Raw genomic sequence first — 17743 nt, 5'->3', positions numbered from 1 at the left:
ACCAATTGTAGGACTAAAAATTTTAGTTATAAAAAAGCGACTCACTTGAGGGAGTCGCTTAAAGAATACTGGGCTGTTGAACCGGTTATTTGATGATGCCACGAGCGCGCAGAATCGCAGTTTTAAAATCATCTTCTTGGTCTTTCTTAAGACCTGGGATCATTTCGTCTTTGCTGCTGTTACGCATTTTAAGGTGGTAGATCAGCACGTCGTCGGTCAGATCTTCTAGGTTGCCTTCGTAGCCTGCTTCTTTCGCTAGCTTCACGATGAACTGCAGTAGGTTCATTTCTTGGTCTTTATGCCATTCAGGCTCTAGTAGCTCAAGCAGCTCTTCAATGCGATGACACTTCATTTCTTTCTCCACAGAATTTATAGGTGTAATTAGCTGTAAAGGTACCAAATTGCTTTGCGAAGACCAAATAGGAAAAACTATCTATTTCACTGTGTTTTGTTCTAAGTCGTTGAGGTGGTTTGAGTTGCGTGCAAAGAAAAAAGCGCAGCTGGCGCCGCGCTTTTGATTAAGCTGCTTTGATAACTTTGGCCGGAACACTCGACATCATTGCTGTCTTCTCAACCAATGTCATTGCTGGCGCAACTTGCTTTGCCTTTGGTGCAGTAGTAAAGCCACTGCGGCGGCGCATTGCACTAGTATTAGTGTGTGCGAACCTGACTGTTGTTGGGCGCATTAATTTACCTAACTGTCAGGCATATCCATTGCCGATGTAATGGCCTGAATCATTATGAGCTAGGCTCCAACAAGATTGAAGAATCACTCTTCTGGCTCTCGCCAATCCAGTTAATGAATCAGGAATACCGATATGCATGCATATCACGTATAAGATTAGCATCCTTGTAATAATTGGTCGATAGTTGAGCAATTGAATTGTTTAGATTTTGTCATTTTGTCGCGATGATCGAGGCAATTTTTGTTTGATCCCTCGATCAGCAGTAGTAGTATGAGATCTCGACGAAGGAGGTGCCTATGTCATTTTTGAAGAAGACACTTGCCAGTTTTGGGATTGGGAGCGCTAAGGTCGACTCAATCCTAAATCAAGACGTGCTATATCCTGGTCAAAGTGTGGATGTGTCTATCCATGTTTATGGTGGTGCCACTGAACAAGCGATCGACAACATCGATTTAAAACTGTGTTGTCGCTATATCGCGGAAGCTCCTGATGACCGTGGTGCGCGAGAAGGACACAGCATGCGCCGAGTACCTCAGACTCATGTGCTTGCTAAGTGGAGCCTCCCTTATGCGTTTACCATCCATTCCGGCGAAGAGCGTACCTTCGATGTTCAGCTCGATGTGCCTTGGAATACGCCTGTCACCATTGGTGACGCCAAAGTGTGGCTCGAAACCGGCTTGGACGTTGCTGCTGCTTTAGACCCGACCGATAAAGACATCCTCACCGTTCGACCTGATCCACTAATGGATGCGGTGTTATCCGCATTTGAAGCGCAAGGTTTGCGTATTCGCCAAGTGGAGTGTGAGGAAGTAAAAGGGTTCGACCTGCCATTTGTGCAAGAATTTGAGATGGTGCCGACTGACGGGCCATACCATGGCGTGTGGCGTGAGTTAGAATTTGTCGCTCATCGTAGCGAGCAAGAACTCAAATTATGGTTTGAAGTTGACCGCACACGCAAGGGCGAGGGTGGCATGCTCGCAAGCTTACTGGGTAGCGGAAAACTCAAACGAGAGTTGACCATTCCAGCCACAACTAAGCTTGATCAAGTGGGCGAACTTGTACTTAATTATCTCGATCAAACCACGGCCGTTCATGAGTCTTAATTTAAGCTTACACGTGTAAGCCTAATGTGCCATACTAGAGCAAATTTCAAACTCTAGTATAGGCGCATTGATGTCTGAACTGCAGAAACCTCAATACAGTCAACGCGAAGAACTGGCCAATACCATCACTCATGGCATTGGGATGATTTTTGGTATTGTTGGCTTGATACTGCTGCTAATCAAAGCCATAGACCAGCAAGCTGATACGCTGACGCTGGCCAGTATGGCTGTCTACGGCGCGAGTATTATCGTGCTATTTTTGGCTTCGACGCTGTATCATGCAATTCCGCACCCCAACGCCAAACGCTGGCTAAAAACTTTCGATCACTGCGCCATTTATCTGCTCATTGCTGGCAGTTACACGCCTTTTTTGTTGGTGAGTTTACGTACGCCGCTCGCGTTTGGTTTGATGATTGTTATCTGGACCATTGCTCTACTCGGCATCATCATGAAAGTCGCGTTTGTTTACCGATTTAAAAAGCTTTCCTTGATGACGTATTTGGTCATGGGCTGGCTGTCGTTGATTGTGATTTATCAGTTGGCGATCAACTTGGATATTGGCGGACTGACATTACTCGCAGCTGGTGGGATTGTGTATTCACTGGGGGTGATTTTCTACGTTGCGAAGCGTATTCCATTCAATCATGCGATTTGGCACGGCTTCGTTTTAGCGGGTTGTGTGTGTCACTTCTTCGCAATTTATTATTTTGTCGAGCCTATCTAACGGATAGATATGAACTCGACAAAACATGTGTTATCACATTAACGAGTTTTCACTTCTAACACTTTGGCTGAAAACTGGTATTGCTGAGATTGCGGCACTGCCAGTTTGATGCTTTTACCCTGTTCTGCTTGTTTTGGTCGCAGGTAAGTATCCGCCATTCGCTTGATGGATTGCCAAACCGTGACTTTTTCTTTCGCCAGTTGCTGGCCAGACATATCAAATACCAGAACTTCCACTTCAACTTGAATCACCGATTGAGAGCTTTGATTGGTAATGGACGTTGGCAGTACGAGCTCACCATCTTGATAACTCGCGGAGCCAATCAGTACGTCGACACCAGAGTCAGACAGCTGCATGGTTGGCTTTTTGGCGTTTACCACCACAGTAGTGCCAACAGTTTTCGTCACAACTGGAATTGTCGCAATTGCGGGAGCTGCGATCGTTTCAACCGCGCCTATTGTCGCTTGCGTCTCTGTTGCTTGCTGCGCAGGTTTTTTCATGACGTATTCCCAAGTAAAGTCATCGTTTAACTTCACTTCTCGACCATCGGCTAAAGTGATGACTTCAGCGGCGTATGTGGATGAGGCGGCAAGTAGGGTCGCCAGAGTGATCCATGTTTTCATTGTTATACCTTTTATTTGTGTCTGCTTAACGGCGCCAAAACGCAGGGAAGAACAGTACAAGAATAGTCAGAATTTCCAACCGGCCCATCAACATGCCAAAGCTCAGGAGCCACTTGGCGGTATCTGGCAGAGGCGCGAAGTTACCCGTCGGTCCAATCACGCTTCCCATACCTGGGCCGACGTTGGCTACCGCAGTGATGGCACCAGAGATGCTCGTGATGGGGTCTAAACCCAGCGCACTCAAGCAACCCGCGATAAAGATGATGGTGATAAAGAACATCAAGCCAAACGCGACCACCGAGCGAACAATGTCATCATTCACTGGGCGTTGGTTGTAGCGCTGTACAAACACACCTGAAGGGTGAATCAATTTCATCATCTGTTTGTTCAGCAGTGTCATTGCGATTTGGAAACGGAAGATTTTGATCCCGCCAGACGTTGATCCTGAGCATGCCCCCGCCATCATTAAGAAGGCAAAAAGAGTTGTGGGTAATGCGCCCCACGCGGTGAAGTCCTCTAAGCCAAAGCCGGTTGTGGTGACGACAGAGACGATATTAAACATCGACACTCGTAGCGCATCCAAAATGGTGTATCCGTCTCGAATCACTAACCAGGCTGAAATCACTAAGCTTGAGAACACGAACAGGTACGCGAATCCTCGAACTTGAGCGTCGTTAACTAACACATCAATACGGCGTTTACGTAACGCGGCGATGAAGAGCAAAAATGGCAAGCCACCTAAGAACATAAAGGTAGTGGCCACCCAGTGTGCGCCATTAGAGAAGTGGTTCATCGACCCGTCGGATGTAGAGTATCCGCCCGTTGATAGCGTAGTAAAGGCATGGTTGATCGCTTCAAACAAGTTCATGCCTGTGACCAAGTAGCCCACAATGCATGAGCCAGTAAGCATCAAATAAACCGCTACGATGTTTTTGGCGACCGTTTTTGCTCTCGGGCTACTTTTATCCGACCAATCTGATGATTCGGTTTGGAATAGCTTCATACCACCGACATTGAGCATAGGTAGCACCGCCACCGCCATTACGATAAAACCAATCCCCCCAAGCCACTGCAAAATAGAGCGCCACAGCAAGATGCTCGGCGCCATGTTGTCTAGGCCACTGAGCACCGTTGAGCCCGTCGTGGTGATACCCGACATCGTTTCGAAGTAGGCGTCGGTGAAGCTGATGTGGTTGATAAACACAAATGGCAAGGCGGCAAACGCACTGGCGATGGTCCAAACCAAACTGGTGATGAGGAACATATCGCGTACGCTGAGTTTGAACTTGGCGGTTCGACCGATCGTGAGGCAAATGAAGGCGGCAAGGTGCGTGATCACAACGGCTTGGGCGAAATCGAGGAATCCCCCCGTACCGGTAAAGAAAGCGACCAAAGTCGGCACGTACATAAACAGGGCCAGTTTGGATAAAACCAGCCCGATAACAAATAGTACGGGACGTAAGTTGACCATAGGAAAATCCTAGAGGAAGAATGGACTCGGCTGGAATAGCGCTTCGACGTCTGATACGTATTTTTTGTTGACCAGGAACATCACCACATGGTCATCCTGCTCGATGACCGTACGGTCGTGGGCAATAAGGACTTCTTCGCCACGAACGATAGCACCAATGGTGGTCCCAGGTGGGAGCTTAATATCTCCAATCGCACGTCCAACAACTTTGGATGTACTTTCATCACCGTGAGCGACGGCTTCAATTGCTTCCGCAGCGCCGCGGCGAAGTGAGGATACGTTCACGATATCAGCGCGACGAACGTGCGTCAGCAAGGCGGAAATGGTCGCTTGTTGTGGTGAGATCGCCACATCAATTACGCCGCCTTGTACCAGATCTACATAAGCGCCACGTTGGATCAGCACCATTACTTTTTTCGCGCCCATGCGTTTTGCCAACATCGCAGACATGATGTTGGTTTCATCTTCGTTGGTCAGCGCGATGAAGACGTCGACTTGGTCGATGTTCTCTTCCGAGAGAAGCTCTTGGTCTGCCGCGTCGCCGCAGAACACGATGGTGTTTTCTAGCTCTTCTGACAGTTTTTCTGCACGTTGGTAGTTACGTTCAATCAGCTTCACGCTGTAGTTTTGTTCTAAGCGCTTTGCGAGACTGGCACCAATGTTACCCCCGCCAACAATCATGATGCGGCGGTACGGTTTTTCTAGGCGCTGAAGTTCACTCATCACTGAGCGAATATGATTACTTGCGGCAACGAAGAACACTTCATCGTCGGCTTCAATGATGGTAGTGCCTTGCGGGCGAATCGGGCGACCTTGACGGAAAATCGCCGCCACACGGGTATCGATGTGTGGCATGTGCTCACGCAAAGCAGACAGCGCGTTACCCACCAGCGGGCCACCATAGTAGGCTTTTACTGCGACTAGGCTGACTTTCTGTTCAGCGAAGCTTACCACTTGCAGTGCGCCTGGGTATTGGATCAGACGTTCGATGTAGCTCGTAACGAGTTCTTCTGGTGCGATAAGGTGATCAACAGGAATAGCGCCAGATTTAAACAGGGCTTCTTTTTCTGCCAAGTATTCTGGAGAGCGAATACGCGCAACGCGGTTTGGGGTGTTGAATAGAGTGAACGCGACCTGACAGGCGGCCATGTTGGTTTCATCAGTGTTGGTCACCGCGACGAGCATATCGGCGTCTTGCGCACCAGCTTCGTGCAGCACGTCGGGGTGGCTCGCATGGCCATTGACCACACGCAGGTCGTATTTGTCCTGCAATTCACGCAGTCGGTCGGCATTGTTGTCGACGATGGTGATGTCGTTGTTTTCACCCACTAGGTTTTCTGCCAGTGTGCCGCCAACCTGACCTGCACCAAGAATAATGATCTTCATACTCTTTTCTCGTTATCTGAAAAAGGCGATTGAAATCACTCCAATCGCCCTATTTAGCATGCTGTTACGCGTGTGTTTTAGTTAGCACTGCGTAGTAGAAACCATCCATATCTTCTTCGCCTGGTAGAATTTGACGACCAGGCTGGTCGGGATCAGAATCCAGCAGTTGCGCATCCGCGGTACGTGCTAAAAACGCTTTTACTTGCTCCACGTTTTCTTGCGGTGTGATTGAACAAGTCGCGTAAACCATTGTGCCGCCGGGTTTCAGTTGCGTCCACATGGCATCAAAAATTTCACTTTGTAGCTCTGCTAATGCGGCGATGTCGTCTGCACGACGTAGCCATTTGATGTCTGGGTGACGACGAATCACGCCAGTCGCAGAACATGGGGCATCCAGCAAAATGCGATCAAATTGCTCACCTTGCCACCATTCTTGTGGATTACGCGCATCACCGCAAACCACTTTTGCCTGAAGGTTGAGACGCTTCAGGTTTTCATGCACACGTTTCAGGCGTGTGTCGTCGCAGTCAATCGCGACCACTTCACTGCCCGACGTGCGCTCTAGAATGTGCGCAGTCTTGCCACCTGGCGCAGCACAGCAATCTAAAATCAGTTCGCCGTCTTGTGGTTTTAGGTAGTTGATCGAAAGCTGCGCCGCCGCATCTTGCACCGAAACCCAACCTTTATCAAAACCAGGTAGCTTCATCACATCACATGGTGCGGCCAATTTTATGGCGTCCATTGCTTCTGTGTGTGGCGTGCTATCAATGTTTTCATTTTTGAGTAGCGCAAGGTATTCATCACGAGTGTGGTGTTGATGGTTCACACGCAGCCACATTGGCGCTTTTTGGTTGTTCGCTTCAACAATGCTTTCCCATTGCTGTGGGTAGGCCTCTTGCAGCAGTTTTAGTAACCAGCTTGGGTGACCGTATTTGCCAGCGTTGTTGCTGACGGCCATTTGGTCGAGTTCTTCTTGGTTGCGTTGGTAGTTACGCAATACAGCGTTAATCAAACCACGCAGACGAGGACCTTTCAGCTCTTTAGTGCCTTCAACCGTTTCACCGACTGCTGCGTGCGCAGGAATACGCATGAAGCTCAGTTGGTAAATGCCAACCAGAATTAGGTGATGGAATACACGTTGTTTGCCTTTGAGCGGCTTATCCATCAACTGGTTTGCGATCATTTCTAGGCGAGGTAGGTAACGTAGCGCACCGTAACAGATCTCTTGTAGCAGAGCGTGGTCACGAGGTCGTACCGTTTGTTGAGCCGCTGGAAGAGCGCTTGAAAGTGAGTGGCCCTTGTCGACGACAAGATACAGGACGTTAGCAGCCGCAGCGCGAACATTCATGATGAGTACCTTAAAGTAAAGGAGGGCATCTCTGCCCTCTAAAAGTTCGTATTATTGGGGATAATAACCCCTAGTATGGCTTAAACCAGCAGAGTGCCGACTTCAAACCAAGCTGCACGTGAGTTTAGAATATCCTGAACTGACATGGCTTTTTTGCCAGGAACTTGCAGTTGCTCTAGCACCAGTACGCCGTTACCTGTCGCAACATAAATACCGGTTTTATCTGCTTGCACGATGGTGCCGGCTGGCTTGTCACTGGTTTGCTCTGCCACACGGCTTTGCCATACTTTGATGCTGTTTTCTGCTGCCTCAAAGTGGCTCATTGGCCATGGGTTAAATGCACGAACGCAGCGCTCAATGTGCGCCGCATCGTCGTTCCAGTTGATGCGTGCTTCTTCTTTGCTGAGTTTTTTCGCATAGTTCGCTAGCTCATCGTCTTGCTTCACTGGCACTGCTTTACCCGCAGCAATGTCTGCTAGGCAGTCAATCAGGGCTTCTGGGCCAAGCTCCGCCAATTTTTCGTACATTGAAGCGCTGGTATCTGTCGCTTCGATTGGCAGCGTTGCAATCTTCAGCATATCACCAGTGTCGAGACCGATGTCCATCTGCATGATGGTCACGCCAGTTTCTGCATCGCCCGCCCAAATAGAGCGTTGGATTGGAGCCGCACCACGCCAACGAGGTAGGATAGAACCATGTACGTTGATACAACCCAGCTTAGGGGTATCAAGAACCGCTTGTGGCAGTAGCATACCGTATGCCACGACAACCATGAGATCGGCGTTCAGATCGGCAAGTTCTTGTTTCGCTTCGTCGGACTTAAAGCTTTCAGGTTGGTAAACCGGGATGTTGTGTTCCAGCGCCAGTTGTTTTACCGGTGGCGCAGCCAATTTCTTGCCACGACCCGCTGGACGATCTGGGTTTGTGTAAACCGCGATTACTTCATGCTCCGAAGACAACAACGCCGCCAAGTGACGGGCGGCGAAATCCGGAGTACCTGCAAAGACAATTCGTAAAGACTGACTCAAGGTAGACTTCCTTCTAATTGGTATGGTTCGAGATTAAGCGTTTTGCTGCTTCTCGTTAAAGCGTTTGATTTTTGCTAGCTTGTCCTGAATGCGTTTGCGTTTCAGTGGCGATAGGTAATCCACGAACAGCTTACCTTGTAGGTGATCAAGCTCGTGTTGAACACAAATCGCTAGCAGGTCGTCGGCTTCAAAGGTGAACTCTTTGCCATCACGATCCAGTGCTTTAACGGTAACTTCTGCAGCGCGAGGCACAAGTGCGCGTGCACCTGGTACCGACAGACAGCCTTCTTCGATGCCATCTTCGCCACGCTTTTCCAGAATCTCAGGGTTGATTAGCACCATCGGCTCATCGCGAGTTTCTGAAATATCAATCACTACGATACGTTTGTGGATATCAACCTGCGTTGCAGCAAGGCCAATACCTTCTTCGTCGTACATGGTTTCAATCATGTCATCGACGATTTTTTGAATCTCAGGCGTCACCGCTTCAACAGGCTTTGCGACTGTGCGCAGGCGATCATCCGGGAATGTTAATACTTGTAATACAGACATATTCACTCGAAATATTGAACTGTGCCGAAACAGCACAAACCTTGTTGGCTCAATTCTAGACATTTTATAGCCTAAATGACAGCATCCTTGCACCAATTTCCATTCTGGTTCCTGCTTAATAGACCAAGGACGAGGGTCATGAATCGAATTTTCCGCAACGTTGCCAGTGTTACGTTGCCGTTACTTTTCTCTTTCAACGCTGTAGCAAATGTGGATGCGAAACCACTGACTGTTAAAGATGATGCGCCACAAACATATGTAGTCGTGAAGGGCGATACGCTATGGGATATTTCGGCCATGTACTTGGATAGCCCGTGGTTGTGGCCTCGTTTATGGCAAGTAAACCCGGAAATCGACAACCCTCATTTAATTTATCCCGGAGACAAGCTGTCTTTGGTGTGGATTAACGGTCAGCCCGTATTGAGCCTAAAACCGGTAAAGAAGCTGAGCCCGAAAGCACGCATCACAGAAAAGAAAGCGGTGCCAACCGTTGCTGAAGGTTTGGTGATGCCGTACCTCAAATCGGATCGATTGCTGGATCAAGATGCGTTGAACAGTGCAGCAAAAGTGATGGGTAGCAGCAAAGGCAGTAAGTATCTGACAGCAGAAGATGTGCTGTACATCGATGGCAAGCAGACCGCGACAGGCTGGGCTATTTACCGACCAGTAGAAACGTTCTCGCGTGACGATGTGTCTAAAGAGATCACCGCGCTGCGTTTGATTGCCAAAGGTGAGCTCGTTGAAGCTTCGAGCGATTATTCTGGTTTGAAGATCACGTCTCAATTGCAAGAAATCCTGCGTAACGATATCGCGTTGCCAAATCAATCAGTCGAGAACACTGACTTCACAACAACGTTCTACCCGCTGCCGTCGCCACGAGACAGCTCTGCAAAGTTGCTGGGCAATATCGAAGGTATTCGCTTTAGTTCAACTAACCAAGTCGTGGTGATTGATAAAGGCACGTCAGACAATCTGAAGCAAGGCAGTGTGTTTGATTTAAAAGAAGACGCGCACCCAGTTTACAAAGACGGCGATGAGTTCAAGAAAGAGTTTGGCGTGCTTGATAAGAAAATTACTCTGCCACAGAGTAAAGTTGGCGAATTGCTTGTGATTCGTCCGTATCAGTACTTTAGCTTGGCACTGATCACTAACAGTACGAAACCCATTAACCAAGATGTTTCGGTGGTGTCACCGTTGGCGGACGAATTAACCATCGATGAATCGACGAAATAACGATGATCTCGCTGCCTGGTTAAAGCTGAGTTGTTTACCAGGCATTGGCGGGGTAAAAATGAATAAGCTACTTGCAAGAGACACGCCGCGTAACATCGTAAACTTCTCTCCCGAACAGCTACAACAAATTGGGTTAACAACTAAGCAAATTCAAGTTTGGGCTTCAACAGATAAAGAAGTCGATGCCTGTTTAAGCTGGCTTGAGGCTTCTACAAATCATCATATCCTGACACTGACTGACCCGCGTTATCCACCTCAACTCAAACAAATCGTTGCGCCGCCACCTCTGCTTTTTGTGCAAGGAAATTCTACTTGTCTTTCGCAGCCACAAATCGCGATGGTTGGCAGCCGAAATGCGAGTATTGATGGCTTACAGCATGCACGCCAATTTGCCGCAGAATTTGTTCAGCACGATTTTATTGTCACTAGTGGTCTAGCTTTAGGCATTGACGGTCATGCGCATGATGGTGCGTTGCAAGCCAAAGGTAAGACGATTGCGGTGCTGGGATCTGGCTTAGCAAATATTTATCCGGCACGTCATCGTGGTTTAGCGCAACGTGTCATTGAACATGGAGCTTTGGTGTCCGAGTTTCGCCCCAACGCCAAGCCGCGCCCGGAAAACTTCCCGCGTCGAAACCGCATTATTAGCGGATTATCGCTAGGTGTGTTAGTTGTGGAAGCGGCGGAAAGGAGTGGCTCGTTAATTACTGCTCGTTACGCGCTTGAGCAAGGTCGAGAAGTCTTTGCGCTGCCAGCCTCGATAAATGCCCCTAATGCCAGCGGTGGCAACCAGTTGATACGTCATGGTGCTTGCCTCGTAGAAAAGACGAAAGATGTCTTAGATGAAATACAGTCTTTGCTTGATTGGTCTATTAATCAGAGTACCGATTTATTTTCTACGTTAAATTATGAAGAAGAATTGCCATTTCCTCAGCTGTTAGCTAACGTAGGAAGTGAAGCTACACCGGTTGATATTCTTGCAAACAGGACCAATATACCTGTCCAGGAAGTCATGATGCAGCTCTTAGAGTTAGAACTCTCTGGGTATGTCGTTGCGGTTTCAGGTGGCTATATTCGAAAGGGGAGGGGCTAGCTATGATGATGGATATACTGATGTATCTATTCGAAACCTACATCCATAGCGATGCAGAGTTACAGGTCGAACAAGACGAGTTGGAAGAAGAGCTGCTCCGTGCAGGCTTCCAACAAAAAGATATCTACAAAGCCCTTGTCTGGTTAGAAGAGCTTGCCGCATTGCAGCAAAGTGACACCTCTTCTGCAATCTCGACTTGCATGGCTTCGTCATCAACTCGTATCTACACAGCGAAAGAGATGCAGCGTTTAGATTTGGAATGCCGAGGGTTTTTATTGTTTCTTGAGCAAATCAATGTGTTAACCACAGAAACTCGCGAAATGGTGATTGACCGAGTGATGGGTCTAGAAACGAGCGAGTTTGAGCTTGAAGACCTCAAATGGATCATTTTGATGGTGTTGTTTAATGTGCCTGGCAACGAAAACGCTTACACGCTAATGGAAGAGCTGTTGTACACCAAGGAACAAGGGATTCTTCACTAACCCAATCTAGGCAAGTTCGAGTTTAGCTAGCAAGAACGCGAGCTTGTCTTTTGGTGTGTTTTTCACGAAACGGTAAGTATGAGTAGTAAAATCGACAACACCCTTTTCTCTGCCCATGAACACGCATTGGAACACGAGCCGTGTCCTAAATGTGGCAGCGAGTTGACCCTCAAACATGGCAAACACGGCCCCTTTCTTGGCTGTAGCCACTACCCAAGCTGTGATTACATCAAAGCCCTGCACAACAATGATGGACACATCGTCAAAGAGCTTGGCGTTCCTTGTCCAGATTGTGGTAACGAGTTGGTATTACGCCAAGGGCGTTATGGCATGTTTGTTGGTTGCAGTAACTATCCGGCGTGCCATCATATTGAGTCGATTAATCAACCTGAGCCAGAAAAGCAGCCGCAAGAGCAACACGCGTGTCCTGAATGTGGTAAAGGTCATTTAGTTGAGCGTAAAACGCGCTTTGGTAAAACTTTCTACGCATGTGATAACTACCCTAAATGCAAATTTACAGTGAATCTCCCTCCGGTAAAGGGGAGGTGCGAAGAATGTGGTTTTACGTTGTTGGTGGAGAAGAAACTCGCCAGTGGTGTGAAATTGCAATGTGCCAACCGTAAGTGCCAGCACACTCAACAAGGGTAAATACATCAAAAGAATTAAAAAGGGTCGCATCGTGCGACCCTTTGTGGTTTTTGGGGCTAGATTTTAGCGTTATGCTTGTTTCGCAAACTCGTGCACGGCTGGAAATGTCATTGGATCTAAGACCTCCGCGAGAGCGCACAACCTACGGTGCAATTCTCCTGGGTAGTCGCCGCATACGTTGATGTGACCCATTTTGCGTCCTTCACGTTTCTCTTTGCCGTACCAATGAATGTGACAACCATCCATCGCTAGCAATGCTTCTGGTAACGTATCTTCACCAAGAACATTCACCATTGAGGTTTCGCGAATCAGTTTGGTGCTGCCTAACGGCAAGCCGCACACGGCGCGCAGATGGTTCTCAAACTGACAAGTTTCCGCACCTTGCTGTGTCCAGTGACCGGAGTTGTGTACGCGTGGGGCAATCTCATTCACTAATAGTGTGCCATCGACATCAAAGAACTCGAGCGCTAATACGCCAACGTAATCCAGGTTATCTGCGACGGCCGTGAACATCTGCTTGGCTTGGGCTTGCAGTTCTGGCGCATCAATCGCGGTGGATAAGCTCAATACGCCATTGGTATGAACGTTTTCTGCTAGAGGGTAAACTTCAACACTGCCGTCTTTGCCACGCGCACCGACTAACGATACTTCACGGTTAAATGGCACAAACTCTTCAGCCACAATCGCTTGAGTTGGTGTTGCTGCAATGCACTCCGTCATTTCTGCCCAGATCGTCTCGATCTGAGCCGTTTCTTTCAAGCGCCATTGGCCTTTACCATCGTAACCACCCAATGCACTTTTCAGCACCATAGGCATGCCAACATGTTCAATTGCGCGTTCAAAATCTTCACGTGTCTCAATCACGTAGTACTTGGCATTACGCACGCCAGCATTATCGAGTAGCGCTTTTTCAACACGGCGGTCACCGCCTGCTTTGATGGCTGCGGTACTAGGGAGGAGCTTGCCACTTGATTCACAGATGTCGAGTACATCGTGAGGAATATGTTCGAATTCTGCGGTGATCGCATCCACTTGTTCAATGGCATTTTCCAAACCATGACCAAGCACCTGTTGGGTAAGAGGATGGACAACGTTACCGCTGCCGACATCGTAAGCCGAGATTTGGATGTTCAGTGGTGCACCAGCCAGAGACATCATGCGAGCCAACTGACCTGATCCGAGAACCAGTACATGCATCTGATTAATCCTCAGCTGGATTTGGGTTAGCCAGTACGGTTTCCGTCTGTTCATTGCGGAACGCTTCTACCTTCGCCATGATGTTTTCATCATGAGTGCCTAGGATTTGCGCTGCTAGGATACCGGCGTTTGCTGCGCCCGCTTCGCCAATCGCTAATGTACCAACCGCAATTCCCTTTGGCATCTGTACAATAGAGAGCAGTGAATCCATACCTTTCAGTGCACGAGACTGAACGGGAACACCAAGCACTGGCAAACTAGTAAACGCAGCAGCCATACCTGGTAGGTGGGCTGCACCACCTGCGCCTGCGATGATAACTTTGATGCCGCGTTCTTTTGCGCCACTGGCGTAGTCCGCCAGTAATTGAGGAGTTCGGTGTGCTGACACGACTTTTGTTTCGTAAGGTACGCCAAATTGGTCTAGCATGTCCGCTGCTAGTTTCATGGTTGGCCAATCGGATTTAGAACCCATGATGATACCGACTTTCATCTCAAACTCCTTCAAGCTGCAAAATTAGGTGAGCTGATAAATTTGTGCGCATTATACGGGGATTTTTATCTCAAGCAAACGTTTGCGTCTTGTTGCTGACGCTATTGATACATTTTATAAAAAAATTGCTTTAGTGTCTGAGAATGAATATTTGTACACTTAGTGAAAATAATACAGTCAGACAATCAGGAAGTAATCGGTGGATAACTTTGAACAAGTGCTCAACGCACTACAACAAGGCGAAGTGATTGCCTACCCAACAGAAGGGGTTTTTGGTGTCGGATGCGATCCAGATAACCCAGAAGCAATTCAAAAACTGCTGGAGCTCAAGCAGCGCCCGGTGGAAAAAGGGCTGATTCTGATCGCTGCAAGTTATGAGCAGCTCTTGCCGTATATTGATGAATCTCAACTGACTCGAGAACAATTAGCGACCGTTCATGCAACTTGGCCAGGTCCATACACTTGGATCATGCCTGCGAGCGATAAAGTCTCCAACTGGGTTTCAGGGCAGTTTGATTCAATTGCAGTTCGTGTGACTGATCATCCTTTGGTTCAAAAGATGTGTAATGCATTCGGAAAGCCGTTAACCTCTACCAGCGCGAATCTTTCCGGCTTGCCACCGTGTATGACCACGGAAGAAGTCGAAGAGCAATTGGGTGACAAGCTGGTGGCCATTCTTCGTGGTGAAACCAGCGGTCGTGATAAACCCAGCGAGATTCGTGACGCCAAGACTTCACAAATATTAAGACAGGGCTAACCCTGCTTGCCAGTCATCAACCGGTATCACGTAATAGGTAATAACGTATGTCAGCAATCGATAAGCACGCCGTAAAGCAGTTCCTGATGTCACTTCAGGACTCCATTTGTCAGCAGTTAGAACAAGAAGATGGAGAGGCCGTCTTTGTCGAGGATGCATGGCATCGTGAACCGGGCGAACGTCTTGGTGGCGGTGGGCGCTCACGTGTTATGCGTGATGGCCTTGTTTTCGAGCAAGGTGGGGTGAACTTCTCGCATGTAGAAGGGAAAGAAATGCCAGCATCTGCGACGGCACATCGTCCGGAGCTAGCGGGTCGCCGTTTTGAAGCGATGGGGGTCTCTTTGGTTATCCATCCCAAAAACCCTTACGTCCCAACTTCTCATGCTAATGTGCGTTTCTTTATCGCTGAGAAAGAGGGCGAAGAACCAATTTGGTGGTTTGGTGGTGGTTTCGACCTGACTCCTTTCTATCCTTTCGAAGAAGATTGTCAGTCATGGCACGATACAGCTAAGGCAATCTGTGCCCCATTTGGTGAAGAAGTATATGCAGAACACAAAGCGTGGTGTGATAAGTACTTCTTCTTGCCACATCGAAACGAAACTCGTGGTGTCGGTGGTTTGTTCTTTGATGATTTGAACCACTGGGAGTTTGATAAGTGTTTCGATTACATCAAAGCGGTGGGTGAAGGCTATTGCCAAGCTTACTTGCCGATCGTGTCTCGTCGTAAAGACATCGAATATGGCGAGCGCGAGCGTGAATTCCAACTTTACCGTCGTGGTCGTTATGTTGAGTTCAACTTAGTGTACGACCGTGGCACTTTATTCGGTTTACAAAGTGGTGGGCGTACCGAGTCGATTCTGATGTCGATGCCGCCGTTAGCGCGATGGGAGTACCGCTACGAACCAGAAGCAGGAACGCCTGAAGCCGAACTTTACGATCGATACCTGAAACCACGCGAATGGTAAGCACGGAATCTCCTTTTCTATATAGATAGATAGTGATAGGGTCACCTGTAATCAGATGGCCCTGTTTTCTCTATATCTAAGTAAGGAATAAAGGTAAGGAAATGACCCTGCAAATCGATCGTTACGCCGTGTTTGGTAACCCTATCGGGCACAGCAAGTCGCCATTTATCCATACACTCTTTGCTCGTCAAACGAATCAGTCCCTAACATACACCGCAGAATGTGCGCCTGTGGGTGGATTTATCGAGGCGGCGAAAGCATTTTTTGCTGACGGCGGCAAAGGCTGTAACGTGACCTTGCCTTTTAAAGAAGATGCCTATCAATTTGCCAGCCGTTTGACCGAGCGTGCTCAGCTTGCTGGAGCAGTGAATACACTTAAGAAGCTTGATGATGGTGAAATCATTGGTGATAACACTGATGGTGCAGGCTTAGTGCAAGACTTGTTGCAACATCAAGTCGTTTTAGAAGGTGCACGTATCCTGATCATAGGAGCTGGTGGTGCCGCTCGAGGAGTGATTAAACCATTGCTCGATCAAAAACCAACATCTCTAACGATAACTAATCGTACATTTTTCAAAGCCGAAGAATTGGCAGAATTGTTTTCTGCGTATGGCCTTGTTACAGCAAAAGAGATGAATACCATTGCTGAAGAGTACGACGTCATAATCAACTCTACGTCTGCATCATTGAGTGGTGAGTTACCTGCGATCTCTTCCTCGGTGTTCGCCGCCAATAGTACAAGCTACGACATGATGTATGGCAAAGGTGATACCACATTTAACCAATGGGCTAAGCAACATGGTGCCGCACATGCTTATGATGGTTTAGGTATGTTAGTTGGCCAAGCTGCTGAGAGTTTTATGTTATGGCGCGGTCTTCGTCCAGGAGCCAAACAGATTTTGCGTGAATTAAGAAAGAACCTTGAAGGTCAATAAGCGATGAATCAATCCATCTTATTCCCAGACATGCAATCATGGGATGAAGTATCACAATCAGTAAACTTTGCGGCGCAACAATCTGGTGCGTTAATAGAATGCTTTGTGACGAAACAAAAGTTAGAAAAGTTATCTGGCTCAGAGTTAGATGCGGAGCAGGCCGTGCTCTCTGCTTTTATTGACTACCGATTTGATCTGGAAGAAATAGCAGAAGAGTTAATACAAGATGAAGCCTTCAACGAAGAAGGCCATATTATCATCGGCTAACAGACCTTTAGTTCAAGTCTTCTACTTCATGTAAGTAGTCGTTTTTGTTTTGAACATAGTTATTGGCAGACTTTTGCAAAAAAGCTCGTTCTGTCTCTGATAGAGGGCGAGCTTGTTTTACTGGACTACCGACATAAAGATAACCGCTTTCTAATCTCTTTCCTGGCGGTACTAAACTGCCCGCTCCAATCATCACCTCTGATTCAATAACGACAGCATCTAAAACAATCGCCCCCATACCAACCAATACACGATCGTGTATCTCACAACCGTGCAGCATCACTTTGTGGCCAATCGTAACGTCATTGCCAATAATAAGTGGATAGCCGTTTGGGTTTTCAGAGTTCTTATGGGTGACATGCAAAACACTGCCATCTTGAATATTAGTTCGATCACCAATGTGAATGTGGTTCACATCGCCTCGTGCCGCTACTAATGGCCAAATGCTAGAATCGTCCCCAATACGGATATCTCCGACTAACACTGAGGTTGAGTCAACGTAAACACGCTCACCAAGTTGGGGCTTTATACCTTTGTAGCTTCTAATTGAGCTCATCTTTTCTCCTTATTAGGGGCGATTACTGGGGATATGGAGGTAGAATAGTAGTGAAAACTCGCCTTTTAGAATAAAAAACACCCAAACGATAAAAAAATCAAAAAAAACGTGAAAAAGGGCTTGCCAATGTGATCGCAATCTCTATAATGCCACCTCGCTGACACGGCATCGCTTCGAAAGAAACGAAGTCGAGGTTAGC

21 protein-coding genes are annotated in these 17743 nt (G+C 47.8%); 10 read left to right on the top strand and 11 right to left on the bottom strand.

The features are described 5' to 3' along the window. Positions 1-85 precede the first annotated feature (85 nt). Together MSG33_RS21130 and MSG33_RS21125 are read right to left on the bottom strand one after the other, a co-directional pair. A complete protein-coding gene (locus tag MSG33_RS21130) occupies positions 86-352 on the bottom strand; it encodes a YihD family protein (RefSeq protein ID WP_248382023.1) in 267 nt (88 codons plus the stop codon). A gap of 166 nt (positions 353-518) precedes the next feature. Next, on the bottom strand, positions 519-686 hold the full coding sequence (locus MSG33_RS21125) for a hypothetical protein (protein ID WP_005379043.1): 168 nt from the start codon (positions 684-686) through the stop codon (positions 519-521). Positions 687-982: 296 nt separating this feature from the next. Here MSG33_RS21125 and MSG33_RS21120 point away from each other — a divergent pair, with 296 nt between their 5' ends. Continuing rightward, a complete protein-coding gene (locus MSG33_RS21120) occupies positions 983-1789 on the top strand; it encodes a sporulation protein (protein WP_005394045.1) in 807 nt (268 codons plus the stop codon). 70 nt (positions 1790-1859) lie between these two features. Continuing rightward, a complete protein-coding gene (locus tag MSG33_RS21115; protein WP_005394044.1) occupies positions 1860-2513 on the top strand; it encodes a hemolysin III family protein in 654 nt (217 codons plus the stop codon). Positions 2514-2551: 38 nt separating this feature from the next. On the opposite strand, the gene MSG33_RS21110 is transcribed toward MSG33_RS21115, so the two are convergent. From MSG33_RS21110 to def, 6 genes are all read right to left on the bottom strand, one after another. Continuing rightward, a complete protein-coding gene (locus tag MSG33_RS21110; RefSeq protein WP_248382021.1) occupies positions 2552-3136 on the bottom strand; it encodes a DUF3157 family protein in 585 nt (194 codons plus the stop codon). Between the two features lie 25 nt (positions 3137-3161). Further along, the gene (locus MSG33_RS21105; protein WP_248382019.1) at positions 3162-4607 is read right to left on the bottom strand and encodes a TrkH family potassium uptake protein; all 1446 of its coding nucleotides are present in this window, start codon (positions 4605-4607) and stop codon (positions 3162-3164) included. A gap of 9 nt (positions 4608-4616) precedes the next feature. Beyond that, the gene (trkA, locus tag MSG33_RS21100; protein WP_005394041.1) at positions 4617-5993 is read right to left on the bottom strand and encodes a Trk system potassium transporter TrkA; all 1377 of its coding nucleotides are present in this window, start codon (positions 5991-5993) and stop codon (positions 4617-4619) included. A gap of 64 nt (positions 5994-6057) precedes the next feature. Continuing rightward, positions 6058-7341, bottom strand: coding sequence for a 16S rRNA (cytosine(967)-C(5))-methyltransferase RsmB (gene rsmB, locus MSG33_RS21095; RefSeq protein ID WP_005394040.1), 1284 nt, complete (start codon positions 7339-7341; stop codon positions 6058-6060). 80 nt (positions 7342-7421) lie between these two features. Beyond that, positions 7422-8369, bottom strand: a complete 948-nt coding sequence (gene fmt / locus MSG33_RS21090) for a methionyl-tRNA formyltransferase (protein WP_005461453.1) — start codon at positions 8367-8369, stop codon at positions 7422-7424. A 33-nt stretch (positions 8370-8402) separates the two neighbouring features. After that, positions 8403-8921: a peptide deformylase gene (gene def / locus MSG33_RS21085; protein ID WP_005379068.1), complete on the bottom strand. Its 519-nt coding sequence runs from the start codon at positions 8919-8921 to the stop codon at positions 8403-8405. A 138-nt stretch (positions 8922-9059) separates the two neighbouring features. Between def and MSG33_RS21080 the strand changes: the two genes are divergently transcribed. From MSG33_RS21080 to MSG33_RS21065, 4 genes are all read left to right on the top strand, one after another. Then, entirely contained in the window at positions 9060-10154 is a 1095-nt protein-coding gene (locus tag MSG33_RS21080; protein ID WP_248382018.1) for a LysM peptidoglycan-binding domain-containing protein, read from the top strand. Beyond that, a complete protein-coding gene (gene dprA, locus MSG33_RS21075; protein WP_248382016.1) occupies positions 10138-11247 on the top strand; it encodes a DNA-processing protein DprA in 1110 nt (369 codons plus the stop codon). The genes MSG33_RS21080 and dprA overlap by 17 nt, the downstream gene beginning before the upstream one ends. Positions 11248-11249: 2 nt before the next feature. Beyond that, positions 11250-11729: a DUF494 family protein gene (locus tag MSG33_RS21070; protein ID WP_005379074.1), complete on the top strand. Its 480-nt coding sequence runs from the start codon at positions 11250-11252 to the stop codon at positions 11727-11729. 78 nt (positions 11730-11807) lie between these two features. Then, on the top strand, positions 11808-12377 hold the full coding sequence (locus MSG33_RS21065) for a topoisomerase DNA-binding C4 zinc finger domain-containing protein (RefSeq protein ID WP_248382014.1): 570 nt from the start codon (positions 11808-11810) through the stop codon (positions 12375-12377). Positions 12378-12446: 69 nt separating this feature from the next. Here MSG33_RS21065 and MSG33_RS21060 read toward each other — a convergent pair whose 3' ends face one another. Then, entirely contained in the window at positions 12447-13574 is a 1128-nt protein-coding gene (locus MSG33_RS21060) for a 5-(carboxyamino)imidazole ribonucleotide synthase (protein ID WP_248382012.1), read from the bottom strand. Between the two features lie 4 nt (positions 13575-13578). After that, a complete protein-coding gene (gene purE / locus MSG33_RS21055; RefSeq protein WP_005379082.1) occupies positions 13579-14064 on the bottom strand; it encodes a 5-(carboxyamino)imidazole ribonucleotide mutase in 486 nt (161 codons plus the stop codon). A gap of 199 nt (positions 14065-14263) precedes the next feature. Here purE and MSG33_RS21050 point away from each other — a divergent pair, with 199 nt between their 5' ends. The 4 genes from MSG33_RS21050 (at position 14264) to MSG33_RS21035 (ending at position 16988) form a co-directional block, all read left to right on the top strand. Next, positions 14264-14821 carry an L-threonylcarbamoyladenylate synthase gene (locus MSG33_RS21050; protein ID WP_046874602.1) on the top strand — a complete coding sequence of 186 codons (558 nt, stop codon included), beginning with the start codon at positions 14264-14266 and terminating at the stop codon, positions 14819-14821. A 47-nt stretch (positions 14822-14868) separates the two neighbouring features. Further along, on the top strand, positions 14869-15786 hold the full coding sequence (hemF, locus tag MSG33_RS21045) for an oxygen-dependent coproporphyrinogen oxidase (RefSeq protein WP_065645011.1): 918 nt from the start codon (positions 14869-14871) through the stop codon (positions 15784-15786). A gap of 101 nt (positions 15787-15887) precedes the next feature. Continuing rightward, the gene (gene aroE / locus MSG33_RS21040) at positions 15888-16721 is read left to right on the top strand and encodes a shikimate dehydrogenase (RefSeq protein WP_203346778.1); all 834 of its coding nucleotides are present in this window, start codon (positions 15888-15890) and stop codon (positions 16719-16721) included. 3 nt (positions 16722-16724) lie between these two features. Next, positions 16725-16988, top strand: coding sequence for a DUF1488 domain-containing protein (locus MSG33_RS21035; protein ID WP_203346777.1), 264 nt, complete (start codon positions 16725-16727; stop codon positions 16986-16988). 7 nt (positions 16989-16995) lie between these two features. On the opposite strand, the gene MSG33_RS21030 is transcribed toward MSG33_RS21035, so the two are convergent. Then, entirely contained in the window at positions 16996-17544 is a 549-nt protein-coding gene (locus tag MSG33_RS21030; RefSeq protein WP_005461433.1) for a gamma carbonic anhydrase family protein, read from the bottom strand. Between the last annotated feature and the right edge of the window lie 199 nt (positions 17545-17743).

Source organism: Vibrio sp. 1CM7H (assembly GCF_023161645.1).
Taxonomy (GTDB): domain Bacteria; phylum Pseudomonadota; class Gammaproteobacteria; order Enterobacterales; family Vibrionaceae; genus Vibrio; species Vibrio diabolicus.
This window is presented reverse-complemented; position numbering and strand designations above follow the sequence as displayed.

What these genes read in the sequence shown, in the direction of transcription:
- MSG33_RS21130 (WP_248382023.1), bottom strand. Translation starts at nt 352, where the DNA reads ATGAAGTGTCATCGCATTGAAGAGCTGCTTGAGCTACTAGAGCCTGAA.
- MSG33_RS21125 (WP_005379043.1), bottom strand. Translation starts at nt 686, where the DNA reads ATGCGCCCAACAACAGTCAGGTTCGCACACACTAATACTAGTGCAATG.
- MSG33_RS21120 (WP_005394045.1), top strand. Translation starts at nt 983, where the DNA reads ATGTCATTTTTGAAGAAGACACTTGCCAGTTTTGGGATTGGGAGCGCT.
- MSG33_RS21115 (WP_005394044.1), top strand. Translation starts at nt 1,860, where the DNA reads ATGTCTGAACTGCAGAAACCTCAATACAGTCAACGCGAAGAACTGGCC.
- MSG33_RS21110 (WP_248382021.1), bottom strand. Translation starts at nt 3,136, where the DNA reads ATGAAAACATGGATCACTCTGGCGACCCTACTTGCCGCCTCATCCACA.
- MSG33_RS21105 (WP_248382019.1), bottom strand. Translation starts at nt 4,607, where the DNA reads ATGGTCAACTTACGTCCCGTACTATTTGTTATCGGGCTGGTTTTATCC.
- trkA (WP_005394041.1), bottom strand. Translation starts at nt 5,993, where the DNA reads ATGAAGATCATTATTCTTGGTGCAGGTCAGGTTGGCGGCACACTGGCA.
- rsmB (WP_005394040.1), bottom strand. Translation starts at nt 7,341, where the DNA reads ATGAATGTTCGCGCTGCGGCTGCTAACGTCCTGTATCTTGTCGTCGAC.
- def (WP_005379068.1), bottom strand. Translation starts at nt 8,921, where the DNA reads ATGTCTGTATTACAAGTATTAACATTCCCGGATGATCGCCTGCGCACA.
- MSG33_RS21080 (WP_248382018.1), top strand. Translation starts at nt 9,060, where the DNA reads ATGAATCGAATTTTCCGCAACGTTGCCAGTGTTACGTTGCCGTTACTT.
- dprA (WP_248382016.1), top strand. Translation starts at nt 10,138, where the DNA reads ATGAATCGACGAAATAACGATGATCTCGCTGCCTGGTTAAAGCTGAGT.
- MSG33_RS21070 (WP_005379074.1), top strand. Translation starts at nt 11,250, where the DNA reads ATGATGATGGATATACTGATGTATCTATTCGAAACCTACATCCATAGC.
- MSG33_RS21065 (WP_248382014.1), top strand. Translation starts at nt 11,808, where the DNA reads ATGAGTAGTAAAATCGACAACACCCTTTTCTCTGCCCATGAACACGCA.
- MSG33_RS21060 (WP_248382012.1), bottom strand. Translation starts at nt 13,574, where the DNA reads ATGCATGTACTGGTTCTCGGATCAGGTCAGTTGGCTCGCATGATGTCT.
- purE (WP_005379082.1), bottom strand. Translation starts at nt 14,064, where the DNA reads ATGAAAGTCGGTATCATCATGGGTTCTAAATCCGATTGGCCAACCATG.
- hemF (WP_065645011.1), top strand. Translation starts at nt 14,869, where the DNA reads ATGTCAGCAATCGATAAGCACGCCGTAAAGCAGTTCCTGATGTCACTT.
- aroE (WP_203346778.1), top strand. Translation starts at nt 15,888, where the DNA reads ATGACCCTGCAAATCGATCGTTACGCCGTGTTTGGTAACCCTATCGGG.
- MSG33_RS21035 (WP_203346777.1), top strand. Translation starts at nt 16,725, where the DNA reads ATGAATCAATCCATCTTATTCCCAGACATGCAATCATGGGATGAAGTA.
- MSG33_RS21030 (WP_005461433.1), bottom strand. Translation starts at nt 17,544, where the DNA reads ATGAGCTCAATTAGAAGCTACAAAGGTATAAAGCCCCAACTTGGTGAG.